General features: G+C 61.7%; 12 protein-coding genes. 4 read left to right on the forward strand and 8 right to left on the reverse strand.

What is annotated here, in order from left to right:
- Window positions 1-188: 188 nt before the first annotated feature.
- Both ACE3QM_RS11055 and ACE3QM_RS11060 read right to left on the reverse strand, forming a co-directional pair.
- On the reverse strand, window positions 189-1,187 hold the full coding sequence (locus tag ACE3QM_RS11055) for a hypothetical protein (RefSeq protein ID WP_374421846.1): 999 nt from the start codon (window positions 1,185-1,187) through the stop codon (window positions 189-191).
- Between the two features lie 149 nt (window positions 1,188-1,336).
- A complete protein-coding gene (locus tag ACE3QM_RS11060) occupies window positions 1,337-4,168 on the reverse strand; it encodes a valine--tRNA ligase (RefSeq protein WP_374421848.1) in 2,832 nt (943 codons plus the stop codon).
- A gap of 117 nt (window positions 4,169-4,285) precedes the next feature.
- Between ACE3QM_RS11060 and ACE3QM_RS11065 the strand changes: the two genes are divergently transcribed.
- From ACE3QM_RS11065 to ACE3QM_RS11075, 3 genes are all read left to right on the forward strand, one after another.
- A complete protein-coding gene (locus tag ACE3QM_RS11065) occupies window positions 4,286-5,512 on the forward strand; it encodes a diguanylate cyclase (protein ID WP_048411111.1) in 1,227 nt (408 codons plus the stop codon).
- Window positions 5,513-5,698: 186 nt separating this feature from the next.
- Window positions 5,699-7,585, forward strand: coding sequence for an amidohydrolase (locus ACE3QM_RS11070; RefSeq protein WP_374421852.1), 1,887 nt, complete (start codon window positions 5,699-5,701; stop codon window positions 7,583-7,585).
- A gap of 159 nt (window positions 7,586-7,744) precedes the next feature.
- Window positions 7,745-9,580, forward strand: a complete 1,836-nt coding sequence (locus tag ACE3QM_RS11075; RefSeq protein ID WP_374421854.1) for an amidohydrolase — start codon at window positions 7,745-7,747, stop codon at window positions 9,578-9,580.
- Window positions 9,581-9,675: 95 nt separating this feature from the next.
- Here the strand turns inward: ACE3QM_RS11075 and ACE3QM_RS11080 are convergent, their stop codons facing one another.
- From ACE3QM_RS11080 to ACE3QM_RS11090, 3 genes are all read right to left on the reverse strand, one after another.
- Window positions 9,676-10,008: a multidrug efflux SMR transporter gene (locus ACE3QM_RS11080; RefSeq protein ID WP_231462672.1), complete on the reverse strand. Its 333-nt coding sequence runs from the start codon at window positions 10,006-10,008 to the stop codon at window positions 9,676-9,678.
- Window positions 10,009-10,461, reverse strand: a complete 453-nt coding sequence (locus ACE3QM_RS11085) for a multidrug/biocide efflux PACE transporter (protein WP_231462671.1) — start codon at window positions 10,459-10,461, stop codon at window positions 10,009-10,011. It abuts the gene before it with no gap.
- 94 nt (window positions 10,462-10,555) lie between these two features.
- Complete coding sequence (locus ACE3QM_RS11090; RefSeq protein ID WP_048409698.1) at window positions 10,556-11,005, reverse strand: multidrug/biocide efflux PACE transporter; 450 nt, start codon at window positions 11,003-11,005, stop codon at window positions 10,556-10,558.
- A gap of 136 nt (window positions 11,006-11,141) precedes the next feature.
- On the opposite strand from ACE3QM_RS11090, the gene ACE3QM_RS11095 reads away from it, so the two are divergent.
- Window positions 11,142-12,002, forward strand: a complete 861-nt coding sequence (locus ACE3QM_RS11095) for a LysR family transcriptional regulator (protein ID WP_048409699.1) — start codon at window positions 11,142-11,144, stop codon at window positions 12,000-12,002.
- Window positions 12,003-12,047: 45 nt separating this feature from the next.
- Here the strand turns inward: ACE3QM_RS11095 and ACE3QM_RS11100 are convergent, their stop codons facing one another.
- The 3 genes from ACE3QM_RS11100 to speA all read right to left on the reverse strand — a co-directional run bounded on the left by ACE3QM_RS11100 (window position 12,048) and on the right by speA (window position 15,446).
- The gene (locus ACE3QM_RS11100; RefSeq protein WP_048409700.1) at window positions 12,048-12,482 is read right to left on the reverse strand and encodes a hypothetical protein; all 435 of its coding nucleotides are present in this window, start codon (window positions 12,480-12,482) and stop codon (window positions 12,048-12,050) included.
- 356 nt (window positions 12,483-12,838) lie between these two features.
- Complete coding sequence (locus tag ACE3QM_RS11105) at window positions 12,839-13,297, reverse strand: RICIN domain-containing protein (RefSeq protein ID WP_053074359.1); 459 nt, start codon at window positions 13,295-13,297, stop codon at window positions 12,839-12,841.
- A gap of 268 nt (window positions 13,298-13,565) precedes the next feature.
- Window positions 13,566-15,446 (reverse strand): arginine decarboxylase, encoded by a 1,881-nt coding sequence (gene speA, locus ACE3QM_RS11110; protein WP_374421860.1) that lies wholly within the window; start codon window positions 15,444-15,446, stop codon window positions 13,566-13,568.
- Window positions 15,447-16,079: the final 633 nt, after the last annotated feature.

Genomic DNA, 16,079 nt, shown 5'->3' on the forward strand with positions numbered 1-16,079 from the left:
AGCGCGACGTTAGCGCGCTGCGAGTTCAGCCGCGCCTCGGGCCTGACGGGGCCCGGCGGGAAGCCGCAGGCCAGGCTTGCAGGGCGGCCTTTGGGGTAAAGGGGAATTTGGCCGCGCAAATTCCCCTTTCCGTTCGCCGAGCGGAACCGGCCCTAAATCATCATCCGCGTAGCGGATGCCACAATGCATCACTTACTGGACTTTAATGCCTTTAGCACGTTTACCACCTGATCTAAACCATCTAAAACAGAAGGTATTTTCGCCTCATCAGCCACAACACCAGAAAAAATCAACGCCTCAAACTTCTCCAACCCAACATCACCCCTTTCCTTCTTAAAATCAATATATGTTTCAATAAATTGGAGACATGATTTTTTATTTTTCAACTGAAGAACCTGTCCCGACGTACTCTTCCAATCCATCAAAGACATTCTAAAGAAGTAAAACAGAATCAGCTCAAAAGTAGCAAGAGGGAGCGCATGCAATAAATACCCTACCCACCCAGAATCACTAGACCAAAAAGGTAAAAATAAGCCCACAATTGGAATCAACAACATCAGCAATCCCAGCCATAACATACGTCTCCGTTCTGCAGCATTTCTTTCTTCAACACTAGCTATTAAATCAGTAAATCCCTCGGAAAATCTAGCAAAATTAGCGCTCCCCAAAAAGCCCTGCAATTTAACAACTAGCGAGTCAAATTCTTTTTTCGCCAAATGATGCTCTTGTGCAAGCTTATCAAACCGTCCCTCACTCGCACTTACACTCACTCTTAAACTTTCAAAGTTTGAACTCAACTCTTCATCATCATTTTTACGTTTATTAGCCAACCATTCAGCAACCATCTGATTCAGAAAAAAAACCACATTTGGTGATCCCGTACATTTTTTAGCCCATGTAATATAGCGCATTACCGCATTATTAGATGTTGACAAAAGCCTTCCAGAATCTTTTTCCAAACCATCCAAGAAGTAGGGCCATGCAAACTTGGCCACGGATTCCGCATAAGAGTTTTCATCATCGAAAACAAATAAATCATTTTCAGCAACCACATGCAAACGGGCAACATTCTCACGCCCACTTTCCAAAAGATCAGCCAACTCCCCAACCAATGCGGTTAGCCGCTCATCTAATGATTGATTTTTAAAACTTCGCAAAGAAGCTATTAGCTCACCCAAATCACCCATATTAACCCCACCCTAGAATACAAAAACAAACATGAAATTATATTGCATATGACATACAATTTCATCCATTTAATTGCCTGCAACAATTTCAACCAAATTAAAAAACCCGCCTCTCGGCGGGTTTCTTCACTTCCAGATCAGGCTTAAGTTCAAGCCAACTTGGCCAACTGCACCTTGATCTTGTCTAGCTTGTCGTTCAACTCGGCCAACTGCGCCTTGTCGCGCTCCACCAGATGGGCCGGGGCTTTGTCGACATAACCCGGCTTCTCCAGCTTGGCGGTGAGCTTGGCCAGTTCGGCTTCCGCCTTGCCCTGCTCTTTGCTCAGGCGCGCGGTTTCCGCGGCCTTGTCCACTTCCACCTTCAGCATCAGGCGGGCGTCGCCGGAGATGGCCACCGGGGCGTCGTCTTCCGGCAGCGCGGCCACGATGGAACCTTCGGTCAGGCGCGCCAGCAGCTTGAGGTAGGGCACGAAGTCCGCCACCGTGGCGTCGCCGGTTTCGATGAACAGCGGCGCTTTGACGGCCGGGCCGATGCCCATTTCGCCGCGCAGATTGCGCACCGCGTTGACCATGTCCTTGAACGCGTCCATGCGGCTGTTGGCGGCGGCGTTGATCTTGGCGGCGTCCGCCACCGGCCACGGGGCCAGCATGATGGACGGGGTGGTCTTGGCGTTGGCCAGCGGGGCCACGGTCTGCCACAGCTCTTCGGTGATGAAGGGCATCAGCGGGTGGGTCAGGCGCAGCGCCACTTCCAGCACGCGGACGATGGTGCGGCGGGTAGCGCGCTGCTGGGCTTCGTTGCCGGTTTGCAGTTGCACCTTGGCCAGTTCCACGTACCAGTCGCAGTATTCGTTCCAGATGAATTCGTAGATGGTCTGGGCGGCGATGTCGAAGCGGTAGGTTTCCAGCGCGTTGGTGACGTCGATCTCGGCCTGTTGCAGGCGGCCGATGATCCACTGGTCAACAAAGGAGTATTCCAGCGGCAGGCTTTCGTCCTGGCCGCAGTCCTTGCCTTCCACGTTCATCATCACGAAGCGGGTGGCGTTCCACAGCTTGTTGCAGAAGTTGCGGTAGCCTTCGGCGCGCTTGAAGTCGAAGTTGACGCTGCGGCCCAGGGTGGCGTAGCTGGCCATGGTGAAGCGCAGCGCGTCGGTGCCGTAAGCCGGGATGCCTTCCGGGAACAGTTTTTCCGTGGCCTTGGCGATGGCCGGGGCTTTTTCCGGGCGGCGCAGGCCGGTGGTGCGCTTGGCCACCAGCGGTTCCAGCGCGATGCCGTCGATCAGGTCCACCGGGTCGATGACGTTGCCCTCGGACTTGGACATCTTCTTGCCTTCGTGGTCGCGCACCATGCCGTGGATGTAGACGTCGCGGAACGGGACCTTCCCGGTGAAGTGCTTGGTCATCATGATCATCCGGGCTACCCAGAAGAAGATGATTTCGTAGCCGGTCACCAGCACGTTGGAGGTGAGGAAGGCGCGCAGTTCGGGGGTGTCTTGCGGCCAGCCCAGGGTGGAGAACGGCACCAGGGCGGAGCTGAACCAGGTGTCCAGCACGTCTTGTTCGCGGCGCAGGGTCTTGCCCGGGGCTTGCGCCTGGGCGTCGGCCTCGCTGCGGGCCACGTAGATGTTGCCGTCTTCGTCGTACCAGGCCGGGATTTGGTGGCCCCACCACAGTTGGCGGCTGATGCACCAGTCCTGGATGTTCTTCATCCACTGGTTGTAGGTGTTGACCCAGTTTTCCGGAATGAAGCGCACTTCGCCGCTTTCCACGGCTTCAATCGCCTTGGCGGCGATGGACTGGCCGGTGGGGTCCGGATTGCCGTCTTTGTCCAGCGCCACTTTGTCCATGGCGACGAACCATTGGTCGGTCAGCAGCGGTTCGATCACGGTGCCGGTGCGGTCGCCGCGCGGGACCATCAGTTTGTGCGGCTTGGTGTCCAGCAGATAGCCCTGGGCTTGCAGGTCCGCCAGCATGGCTTTGCGCGCGTCCTGGGTGCTGAGGCCGGCGTAGGCGGCCGGCAGTTCGATCACGCCCTGGGCGCTGCCGTCGAAGCCGAAGATCTGCGCCTTGGCCAGGATTTTGGCTTCCAGGCTCATCACGTTGATGAGCTGGGTGCTGTGGCGCTTGCCCACTTGGTAGTCGTTGAAGTCGTGCGCCGGGGTGATCTTGACGAAGCCGGTGCCGAACTCCTTGTCCACGTATTCGTCGGCGATCACCGGGATCTGGCGGCCGGTAAGCGGCAGTTCCAGCTGCTTGCCCAGCAGGTGCTGATAGCGTTCGTCGTCCGGGGCGATGGCCACGGCCACGTCGCCCAGCAGGGTTTCCGGACGGGTGGTGGCGACGGTGACGAACTCATCGCTACCCACCACCGGGTATTTGATGTGCCACATGTGGCCGTCTTCTTCCTCGGAGATCACTTCGAGGTCGGAGATGGCGGTGCCCAGCTTGGAGTCCCAGTTGGACAGGCGCTTGCCGCGGTAGATCAGGCCTTGTTCGAACAGGCGGACGAAGACTTCGGTCACCACTTCGGCGCGGGTGTCGTCCATGGTGAAGTATTCGCGGTCCCAGTCCACGGAGCAGCCGACGCGGCGCATCTGGCTGGTGATGGTGCCGCCGGATTGCTCTTTCCATTCCCACACTTTGGCGGTGAAGGCGTCGCGGCCCAGCTCGTGGCGGTTGACGCCCTGCTCTGCCAGTTGGCGCTCCACTACGATCTGGGTGGCGATGCCAGCGTGGTCGGTGCCGGGCACCCACAAGGTGTTGTCGCCTTTCATCCGGTAATACCGGGTCAGACCGTCCATAATAGTCTGATTGAAGGCGTGGCCCATGTGCAGGGTGCCGGTGACGTTGGGCGGCGGCAGCTGGATGGCGAAGGACGGTTTGGCGGTGTCCATGCTGGGCTTGAAGTAGCCGGCCTGTTCCCACTGATCGTACCAGCGACGTTCGATGTCGCCGGGTTCAAAGCTTTTGGCAAGTTCCATGGTGATGAATCGTAGTTCTTCTAGAATGGAAAAAATGGGTCGATTATACCCGGTTTTGGGGCGTTCTCCGAGAACCGGCGCAGGCGGATCAGACAGCAGCAACGGGATAAGCGGACGATGAGCGAAGAAACGCGCGTTTTGGTGATCGAGGACAGCATGGTGTTGATCCGCCCCTTGTGCCGCATGGTGGAGGAAATCGGCCTTACGCCGGTGCCGGTGTGTTCGCTGCTGGAGGTGCGCGAGGCGCTGGCGTCCGGCCAGTCTTTCCTTGCCGCGGTGGCGGATTACAATTTGCCGGATTCGCCCGGCGGCGAGCATTTGCCGCTGCTGTTCCAGCAGGCCATTCCCACCATCGTGCTGACTTCGCGCAACGACGGCGAGGTGCGCGACCGCATCCTGCAGCTGCCGGTGGTGGATTACGTCAGCAAGGAGAGCCCGGCGGCTTTTGATTATGTGATGCGGATGCTGACCCGCATCCGCAAGAACCCGGGCATCAAGGTGTTGGTGGTGGACGATTCCGCGTCTTACCGCCAGTTTCTGCGCGAGAACCTGGAGCGCCACCGCTACCAGGTGCTGGAGGCGGAGGACGCCAAGCAGGCGCTGGAGATCTTGCACCGCGACAAGCACATCAAGCTGGTGCTGAGCGACAACGATATGCCGGGCATGGACGGGGTGCGCATGACCAGCACGATACGCCGCTTCCTGGACCACGACCGCCTGGCCATCATCGGCATTTCCGGCAACCAGGACCCCACCATGACCACGCGCTTCATCAAGGCCGGGGCGGATGATTTCCTGCAAAAGCCGTTCAATTTCGAGGAGTTCTTCTGCCGCATCACCCGCAATGTGGAGTTTGTGGAGAACCTGGAGTCCTTGAAGGAAACCGCGGACCGCGATCCGCTGACCGGGCTGTCCAACCGCCGCCATTTTTTCGAGCAGGTGATGCAGTTGAAAAGCGGCTACGGGGTGGCGGTGCTGGACATTGATCATTTCAAGCAGGTGAACGATCAATACGGCCACGATGTCGGCGATCAGGTGATCTGCAATACCGCGCGGCTGATGGAGCAGTTTTTCCCGGACGGCATCGTCGCGCGCTTCGGCGGCGAGGAGTTCGTGATCCTCAGCCCCTGTCCCATCGAGCTGGACATGGTGTGCCGGCTGGAAAGCCTGCGGGTGGCGCTGGAAAGTTGCATTCTGACCACGGTCAAGGGCGGGCTGCGCTACACGGTGAGCATAGGCGTGGCGGCGTCGGACATGCCGGAGATCAGCCGTTTGCTGAAGCTGGCGGACGAGCGGCTGTACCACGCCAAGCAGCATGGCCGCAATCAGGTGTGCGGCGGCTGAGCGCGGGTGCAAAGCCCGCCGGCTTCCGCGCGCCCTGCCCGATAAGCCCCCCGCCCGCCCCCGCCCGAATGGCCAGTTCGACATTTTTTTGCGCCGGGGCGCCAACTATAATGACATCGCTTTTTCCGTACTCTCCGCGCTGCCCCGCGCTACCACCGGAGCCGGCGCTTCAACCGGATATCCGCCATGAGCCATCGTCATCCGCACGGACCAGGCTGCGCCTGCTGCTCCCTCCCCTTGTTGGCGCAGCTGAACGATGAGTTGTTCGAGCGTCCGGACTGGCAGGATGAGGCCAAGCGGCTGATCCGCCAGCAGGAAAAGAAGCGATTGCCGCCCGCGCCGCCGCAAACGCTGATCATTTACGGCGGCCCCATCCACACCCTGGCCAGCAGCGGCCGCCAGACGGTGGACGCCGTCGGCATCGCCAAGGGCCGCATCGTGGCCACCGGTTCCCGCGAGGAGGTGCAGCAGGCGATGAGCGCCGCCGGTTTCAAGAAGCCGGAGGAGATGTCCCTGGAGGGGGCGACGCTGCTGCCCGGCTTCGTCGATCCGCACATGCACATCCTGCCCAGCGCGCTGTTCGCCACCTGGCAGTATGTCGGCGCCTTCGCCGGCCAGCGGCTGCGGCCGGACTACGGCATCGCCGGGGTGGTGGACACGGTGCGCGCGGCGCTGGCCGATCCCAAAAAGCAGCACAAGGCCAAGGACGGCCCCGCCTGGGTGCTGGGCTTCGGCATCGACCCTTCGCTGATGCGGGACTGGACCGAGCCGGACCTGGACTGGTTCGCGCAGTTTGGCGACAAGCACCCGATTTTCCTGATGAACGCTTCCGGCCATATCGGCTACGCCAATGCGCCGGCGCTGGCCAAGGCCGGCATTAGCCCGGAATGCAAGGGCGTGCTGGTGGAGGAGCAGGTATTGCAGATGATGCCGGCGCTGCCCTCGCCGTCTCCGGCCGCCCTGCTCGCCAGCATAGACCAGGTGCTGCACCAGGCGGCCGCCATGGGCAATACCACGCTGTTCGACGCTGGCCTGGGCTCCAGCAAGGGGCTGCTGGAGGTGATCCTGCTGGAGCTGGTGGCGCAGACGGCGCTGAACCCGGTGCGCATCGCCGCCGCGCTGTTCGCCAATGAAACCCGGCAGATGGATGAATGGACGCGCATGTTCCGCCCGGACCTGGACGGCGTGGAGGACAAGCGTTTCAGCATCAAGGCGCTGAAACTGGTGTCGGATGGCTCCAATCAGGGGCTGACCGGTTATCAGAGCGAGGCCTATAAATGCTATCCGCAGCATCAGGTGCCCAATGTGCCGGCCACCGGCCTGTTCAATTTCCGCCCGCCCAGCACCTTCGCGCCGCATTTGCTGCAGGCGGTGGAGCACGGCTGGCCGGCCATGGTGCACGCCAACGGCGACAAGGCCATCGACGAGGTATTGCAGGCTTACGAGCACGCGCTGAACCACCCGTCGGCGCCGCCGCGGCCGGATTGCGTCGGCAAGCGGCTGCGCCACCGCATCGAGCATGCGTCGCTGCTGACCGATGAGCATATCTCGCAGATGGCGCAGCTGCAGTTGTCGCCCAGCTTCCTGATCGGCCATGTCGGCTATTGGGGCCATGCGTTCCAGCAGACGATACTCGGCGACGCGCGCGCCAAGCTGCTGGACCGCTGCCTGTCCGCCAAGCGCGCCGGCTTGCGCGTCAGCCTGCATTCCGACCACTTCGTCACTCCCTTGGGCGGCCTGCGCATGATGGAGCAGGCGATCTTCCGCGCGATGGAGGCGGCGCCGGAACAGGCCGGCGCCAAGCCGGCGCTGAACCCGGCGGAGCGGCTGGACCGGCTCAGCGCGCTGCGCGCGGTGACGCTGGACGCGGCCTGGCAATGCCATATGGACCATCTGGTGGGCTCGCTGGAACCGGGCAAGCTGGCGGACCTGGTGGTGCTGGAGCAGGACCCGCTGGACCCGGCGCTGAGCAATCTGCGCGATATCGCGGTGTTGCAGACCTGGCGCTCCGGCGCGCCGGTGCATCTGCATGCCAAGCTGGGTTGCGCGACGGAGACGGCGCCGCCGGCCTGAGAACCTGTTCAAGGTCTGCCGCACGGCGGTGATGCAGCGCTCAGGCGCGGCCGCTTTGCTCAGCTTTTGTCAGCCACGCAATATTGCAAATGGCATAGCATTATCCTGTGCGCGGCGTCGCCGCGCCGTCAATCATGACGCCATGCACAGGAGCGCCTCATGTCCCAACCCCATCAGCCCGGCTGCGCGTGCTGCACCTTGCCCAGCCTGTCCATGCAACTGGACGCCCTGCAACACCACAACTGGACCGAAAGCCTGGCCAATCTGGTCCGCGTCGCCGCGGAACGCGCCAAGCTGGCGCTGCACCAGGACGCGGCCATCTTCCATGGCGGCACCATCTACACCTTGCAAGGCGGCCAGCCCAGCCGGGTAGACGCGCTGGGCATCGCCCACGGCAAGGTGGTTTCCGTGGGCAGCCTGCAGCAGGTGGAAACCGATATGCGCGCCCAGCCGCGCGCCGAGCGCATCGATCTGCACGGCAAGACCTTGCTGCCCGGCATGATAGATCCGCACATGCACATCCTGCCCAGCGCGCTGTACCGCAACTGGATCAATCTGAGCCCCTTCCAGGGTCAGGTCCTGCGGCCGGGCTACAATCTGGACTGGGTTGCGGAACAGCTGCGCGGCGAGCTGGCCAGCCATAGCGGCCACACTGTCAGCGGCGCGCCGCGCTGGCTGACCGGCTTCGGCGTGGATCCGTCGCTGATGAGCCCCTGGAAAGAGCCGGACAGCCACTTCCTCGATGGCATCAGCGCGGAGGTGCCGATCTTCCTGATCAACGCCTCCGGCCATCTGGGCTATGCCAACTCCGCGGCGGTGAAACTGGCCGGGCTGGACCCCAAGGAAAATGGCGTGACCACCGAGTCCGACGTCGCCAAGGTGCTGGCGGTGATCCCCGGCCTGGCCGCGCCGCATTTGCTGGGCAAGGTGCAGGAGATTTTGAACGACGCCGCCGCCAACGGCATCACCACGCTGTTCGACGCCGGCCTGGGCGCCGGCCTGGGGCCGCTGGAAATCACCCTGGTGCGCGCCTTTGCGCAAAGCCCGCTGGCGCCGGTGCGCATCGGCGCCGCGCTATACGGCAACCCGGACTGGCTGCAGGAGCAGTGGCTGCAAACCTATCAGCTCAACCATAACAAGCACGACGACGACCGCTTCAGCGTCCGCGCGCTGAAACTGATCGCCGACGGTTCCAACCAGGGCCTGACCGGCTACCAGTCGGAGGATTATTGCTGCGCGGCTGAGCACCGCGTGCCCGGCGTCTCGCCGCGCGGCCTGTTCAACTTCGAGCCGCCGATCACCTTCGCCGCCCAGTTGCAACGCGCGCTGAACGCCGGCTGGCCGGTGCTGGTGCACGCCAACGGCGACCAGGCGCTGGACTATGTGCTGGCCAGCTTCGAGCTGGCGCTGTTCGATAAGACCAGCGAAGACGGCACCCTCAATCCCAAGCTGACGCTGCGTTCGCGCATCGAGCATTGCTCGCTGCTGAGCGACGCCAGCATCGCCACCATGGCGCGGCTGAAGCTGTCGCCCAGCTTCCTGATCGGCCATGTCGGCTACTGGGGCCAGATATTCAAGACCACCATCCTGGGCCGCGAGCGCGCCCAGATGCTGGACCGCTGTCAATCCGCGCTCCAGGCCGGCCTGCGCATCAGCCTGCATTCCGATCACTTCGTGTCGCCGCTGGGCACGCTGCGGATGATGGAGCAAGCGGTGACGCGAGTGATGGAGGCGGACCCGGAGCAGCAGCCGCTGAACCCGGCGGAATGCCTGGACCGCGTCTCCGCGCTGCGCGCGGTGACGCTGGACGCGGCCTGGCAGTGCCATATGGACCACATCGTCGGCTCGCTGGAGCCGGGCAAGCTGGCGGACCTGGCCATCCTGGAACAGGACCCGCTGGACCCGGCGGTGCCGGCCGGATCGCTGCGCGACATTCGCGTGCATCAGACCTGGCTGGCCGGCAAGCCGGTTTATCACAATCCCAACACCCACTGAGCGGCGCTATCGCGCAAAATAAAACCGGCCGGAATCATCCGGCCGGTTTTTGCGCTGCGCCCTCCCCGCTCACGGCGGGCTTGACGCGAACCTTATCAGTGCGCCACCGACTTGGACATCAGATTCATCACCAGCACCCCGGCGATGATCAAGCCCATGCCTATCATCGCCGGCGCGTCCAGCTTCTGGCCGTAGAGCACCCAGCCGACGATGGAAACCAGCACGATGCCGACGCCGGACCATAGCGCGTAGGCCACGCCCACCGGGATCTGGCGCAGGGTCAGCGACAGCATGTAGAAGGCCAGCACATAGCCGGCGCCGGTCAGCAAGGACGGGCCGAGCCGGGTAAAGCCGTCGGACGCTTTCAGCGAGGAGGTGGCGATCACCTCGCTGACGATGGCGACGGCCAGGAACAACCAGGTTTTCATTCAAGACTCCAGTTCGGCGCAGGGCTTGCCGCCGCGCTCGCGCAGCTTGGCGCGCAGCGTGTCGTACAGCCAGTTGAATACATAAGTGTAAGGCAGGAAGAAGGCGAAAAAGCCCAAATCCAGCAGGAAGGCCTGCCAGTAACTGACGTTCAGCCACCAGGCCGCCAGCGGCACCAGCATGAAGACCAGCCCGCCTTCGAACATCAGCGCGTGCAAGCTGCGCACGCCCACGGTGCGGCTCCAGCCCATCGCCGCTTCCAGGCGGTCGAACAGCATATTGAACACCACGTTCCACAGCATGGCCGCGGTCGACATCATGAAGGCCAGCGCGCCCATGTGCAGCAGGCTTTGTTCCATCACCAGGGAGGCCAGCGGCACCAGCAGGGCCATCGCGCACAGTTCGTACATCACGGCGTGGAAGCCGCGTTCCAGCCAGGATTTTTGTTTGTTCATGTTATTTCCCAATCATGACCGTATAAGGACAGCCGCTATTCTGATTGGTTTTTCGGATGGTTGAAAAATAATAAACATCGGCAAAACCGATACATCAAGCCAGACCGGCGCGCGCGCGGCTCAGGCGCCGCAGCAGGCTGGCGCGCAGCCCGTCGTACAGCCAGTTGAAGACAAAGGTATAGGGCAGGAAGAACAGGAAAAAGCCGATGTCCAGCAAGAAAGCCTGCCAGTAGCTGATCTGCAGCCACCACGCCGCCAGCGGCACCAGCAGGATCACCAGCCCGCCCTCGAACAGCAGCGCGTGCACCACGCGCAGCGCCGGCGTGCGCGCCCAGCCGCGGCGGCGCTCCCAGCGTTCGAACAGGCTGTTGAACACGATGTTCCACGACATCGCCACGCTGGTCATCATCAGCGCCAGCACGCCGATCTGCGCGGTGTCCTGCTTTAGCAGCAACGTGGCCAACAACATCAGCAGGCTGATGGCGCACAGTTCGTAAGTCACGGCGTAGAAGGCGCGTTCCAGCCAGGATTTCTTTACTTGCATCGATTCTCCTTGATCCGCCACGGCGCTTGGCAGCAGTTTGCGATCTGCTGCGCCGCGGCTTGATTAGCAAGACAATGACGCGATTTTTATTGGTTTTTCGGATAGGATAAAGATGGATTAAATCGGAGAAACCGATATGAGCATGTCGCTAGACGCGCTGGCGGCGTTTGCCAACGCCGCCGAACTGGGTTCCTTCTCCGCCGCCGCGCGGCGGCTGGGCAAGAGCCAGTCCACCATCAGCGAGGCCATCGCCAATCTGGAAATCGACCTGGCGGTGCAGTTGTTCGACCGCGGCAGCCGCCAGCCGGCGCTGACCCAGGCCGGCCGCCACCTGCTGGGCTATGCGCGGCAGATGCTGGCGATAGGCGATGAATTGAACCAGCAGGCGCAATTGCTGACCGCCGGGCTGGAGCCGCGGCTGACCCTGGTGTTGTCCGACACCTATCAGTCCTCGCGCTTTCAGGAGGTGACGCGGCAATTGGAACAGCAGTTCGAGGCGCTGGAGCTGGAATGCCTGGTGGGCGAGCAGGACGATGTGCTGGACTTGATCCAGACCGGACGCGCCCACTTGGGCTGCATGGCGGCGCAGGAGCAATACCCGGCCGATATCGGCCACGCCACGCTGGGCGAGGTCAGCGAGGTGGCGCTCTACGTGGCGCGCGGCCATCCGCTGGCGGCGCTGGAGCTGGCGGACCGCCAGGCGCTGAGCCTCCACCGCGAGCTGCGGCTGAACACTTACACCGAGAGCAAGCCGGACACGCTGAGCCGGCGCTGCTGGTTCGCGCCCAGCTATCTGATGCTGCTGGAAATGGCGATCCTCGGCGCCGGCTGGGCCGAACTGCCGCGCTGGCTGGCGGACTCCTTCGGCGCCGGCCGGCTGCATGAGCTGCGCGCGCCCGGCTGGCCCAAGGCGCGCCATATCGATCTGGTGTGGTCGCGGCGGCGGCCGCTGGGCCTGGCCGCCGACTGGGTGCGCGAGCAGCTGCTGCGCTCCTGACCAGGCCGCCGCGCCATGACGCCAGGCACGGCGGGCGCCGAGGACTCAGGCGCCAGGCGCGGTCAGCGGCCGCAGAATCCACATTGGCGGCCGGCCGGGATGCAGTTTGCGCAGCCGCAAGGCCGGCGGGAAGATTTTTTCCATGCCGAAGCCGAAGGCCAGGGTGCGATCGGCCTGACTGACGATGTTGCCGGGCTGGGAGAACACATCCCAGCGCTGGCTGGGCAGCGCGGGCTCCGGCAGCAGATCCAGTTGCAAGGGTGAGCCGTCGGCCACTTCATTGGCGGCGATCACCAATTGATTGCCGCTGGTGGCCAAGGCGAACAAGCCTTGGTCGAAATCGATATTGAACAAGGCGGCGAAATTGTTCTGGAACGGCTGCAGGCTGAGCCGGGAGCCCTTGCTCGAATCCTCGGCCACAATCGCGTAATCCGGGAAATAGGCCGAGGTGATGAAATACGAAGTGCTGCTGAAAGCCATCGTTTGCTCCTTGCATGAACCCAAAAAGCGGCGGCGGGCCTTAGAACCTGCTTTACGACCTGCTGCGCGTCGGTAGAGACATTGTGCGATGAGTGCCCGCTTCGAAATGCTCATGTACCACTTGTACATTCCGCTTTCTCAGCCGTTTTCGCCTTGTCTCGCCTTAGCTCGCAAGATCGTAAACACATTCTTAGAACCTGTTCAAAGTCTGCTGCGCTTCGGCTTGAAACCAAGCTCAAAATGCTCATGCACCACTCGTACATTCCGCATTTTCGCTCGTTTTCGCCTTGTTTCGCCCTCGCTCGCAAGACCTTGAACCGCTCTTTGCGCCCGCCGCCGCGATTTTTGCCCCGCGCTTATTCAGCGGTTTCCAGCACCAGTTCCGAGCGTTGCGCCGAGGTCAGCGGCTTGAGCGCCCATTGCTGAGCCGGCGAAGCGTTGAACTCGTACAGCCAGATCAGGCTGCCCACGCCGCCGCGGCTCTGGTTGTCTATCACCAGATTGTTGTTTTGACGGCTGGAGATAAAGCCCGGACGGGAGAACAGATCCCATTGCTGGCTGAGCGAGGACGGGTTGTACGGACGCAGCACCAAGGGCTTGCCGCTGGACAGGTCGGAAATGTCGATCACCAGTTGGTTGCCACTGGTGGCCAGCGCGAACACGCCGTTGGCGAAGTCGATGTTGAACAGCGACAGGAAGTTGCCCTGGATGGGCTGCAGGTACAGCTGGGAACCGCTCATCGAATCTTTGGCGGTAATGCCCAGCGCGGTGTTTTGGCTATAGGTCAGGAAGTAAGGAACGCTAGAGAAAGACATATGGCAACCCCCATGTTTATGCCAATCAATTATTGGCTTTCTCAAACTAGCAAGGTTTGCCCGTATTGCAAGCGCCGGCCCGAAACCGGCCGCGCCCGGCGTGAAATTCAGCTAAAAACCCGATCAGAAACACCAACTTAGGCATGGATTAAGTGAAAACGCTTAAATTCATCCCGCGAGGTATGGTCTGTTTCCACAAAAAACTAAGCGGCACCAACGCAAACAGCCGGGCTAAGCCCGGCTGTTTTACTCTTTCTGAAGGCGTGAATCAGACCGACAGATAGGACGACTGCTTCAGGCCGCGGCAGAACTCGGCGAAGAACAGGCTGCGCTCTTCGCTGCTGAGATCGGCGGCGCGCGACTTGGCTTCGTAGCGGTTGAGGATGTCCTCCGGCGACAGGTGCACATAGCGCAGCATGTCTTCGATGGTGTCATGCTCTTCCACGCCGGAGAATTCCAGCTCGCCGCCATTGCGCACATAGACGTTGACCGAGTCGGTGTCGCCGAACAGATTGTGCATGTCGCCCAGGATTTCCTGGTAAGCGCCCACCAGGAACACCGCGATCAGGTACTCCTCGCCCTGCTTCACTTCGTGCACCGACAGGCTGGATTCAATGCTCTGCTGATCCACGTACTGCTTGAGCTTGCCGTCGGAATCGCAGGTCAGATCCTGCAGCACCGCGCGGCGGGTGGGCTGCTCGTTCAGACGATGCAGCGGGGTGATCGGCAGGATCTGGTCGATGGCCCAGGTGTCAGGCAGGCTCTGGAACACCGAGAAGTTGCAGAAGTATTTGTCGGCCAGACGATCGGTCAGCTCGTCGTACACCTGGCGCTGCGAACGCTGGCTGGCTTGCAGTTGGCGGTGCAGGCGGCGGCACAGCGCGGCGTGCACGTCCTCGGCCAGCGCTTTTTCCTTCAGCGACAGACGGCCGGCGGCGTACAGATCGGTCACTTCCGACGCATAGTGGCTGGCGCGGTAGTAGATTTCGGTGACCAGGTCGTCGTCGTTGAGCTGCACCAGCTCGAACAGCTTGCGCACCGGCTGCGACAGCGCGGCGAGGTCGTCCACCTGCGGCACTTCGTCCGGCAGGCGCTCGACATCGGTCACGTTCATGATCAGCACCGCGTGGTGGGCGGTCATCGCGCGGCCGGATTCGGACAGGATGCGCGGATGCGGAATGCCGTTCTCGCCGCAGAACTCGGACAGCATGGACACGATCACGTGCGCGTACTCGTCCATATCGTAGTTGATCGAGCTGTCGTTGCGCGAATGGGTGCCGTCGTAGTCCACGCCCAGGCCGCCGCCCACGTCGACATGGTCGATGGGCAGGCCCAGCGCGCGCAGTTCGGCGAAGTAGCGGATGGCCTCGCCGAAACCGCTGCGGTAATCGCCGATATGGGCGATTTGCGAACCCATGTGGAAGTGCATCAGGCGCACGCAGTCGGCCAGGCCGGCGGCGGTGAGCTTGTCGGCGGCGGAAATCAGCTGGCCGGCGGACAGGCCGAACTTGCCCTTCTCGCCGCCGGTGTCCGCCCATTTGCTGGACGCCAGCGAGGACAGGCGCACGCGCATGCCGATATTGGGGCGGATGCCCAGCTTGCGGGATTCATCGATCACTAGGTCCACTTCGGACTCTTTCTCGATGACGATGAACACCTGATGGCCCAGACGCTCGCCCATCAGGGCCAGACGGATGTAGTCGCGGTCCTTGTAGCCGTTGCAGACGATGGTGCAGCCCTTGGGCGCCAGCGCCAGCACCGCCATCAGTTCCGGCTTGGAGCCGGCTTCCAGGCCGATGGACACGTCCGGCGTGGCGATGATGCTCTTCACCACCGCTTCTTGCTGGTTGACCTTGATCGGATAAATGGCGGTATAGCGGTTGCCATAGCCTTGTTCGGCGATGGCCTTGTCGAAGGCCGCGCACAGACGGGTGACGCGATCTTGCAGGATATCGGGAAAACGCACCAAGAGCGGCAGATCCAGGCCTTTGCCGGCCAGATCGCCCACCAGGCGGTGCAGATCGATTTCCTTGTCTTGGCGCACATTCGGACGCACAACGATATTGCCGTTGGCGCCCATGTCGAAGTACCCCGCTCCCCAATGCCGGATGCCATACAACGCCCGGCTATCAGCCACAGACCAAGCCATGAGTTTTCCCCTCAAGAACTGACGGAAAGCCCTGCACCCCGCGCAAAGGGAGAGAACAGGGATTCCCAAAGGACGCGCCCAGGCCGCCGCCGAAAAAGCGATGAGCCAGCCGCAGGAGCATCCTTATGATGGATAACCCCGCTCCTTAGTGCGCGGCTTTCGGGCTGAACAGCTTTTATGTGGGCCTGGGATGTCGGAGCGAAACAATTGAATTGTAGGTTTGCAAAGCTGCAAACGAGCGCGGATTGTAACAACATCACGCGGCTTGACAAGTAAAAAAATGTATAAAAATCCGCATGTCCAATTTAATCGACAAGCCCGCTCCGGGCCACGCGGCAAGCCTTGCCGGGCAAGGCTCCAGCAAAAACAGACCGCTATATTTGCTGCATGGCAACATCCAGCCGCTCCACCGGGCGCGAGCCGCGGCGCCGCGACAATGGACTTGTCCAAAATATTCAACAAAAGCCAACCTCGCCCCCCCATGCGGCCACGCGAAAAAACCACAGCGCCGCCCGGCATGCCAAGCCGCGCCGGACAAGGCTTTTAGCCCAAACACGGCATGTTTTTTCAAATCTGCGCCACGCGCCGCCACCGGTCGCGCCGGCTCTGGTTACAATGCCCCGGTCATCACCA

The organism is Chromobacterium sp., from assembly GCF_041912965.1.
GTDB classification, from domain to species: domain Bacteria; phylum Pseudomonadota; class Gammaproteobacteria; order Burkholderiales; family Chromobacteriaceae; genus Chromobacterium; species Chromobacterium aquaticum.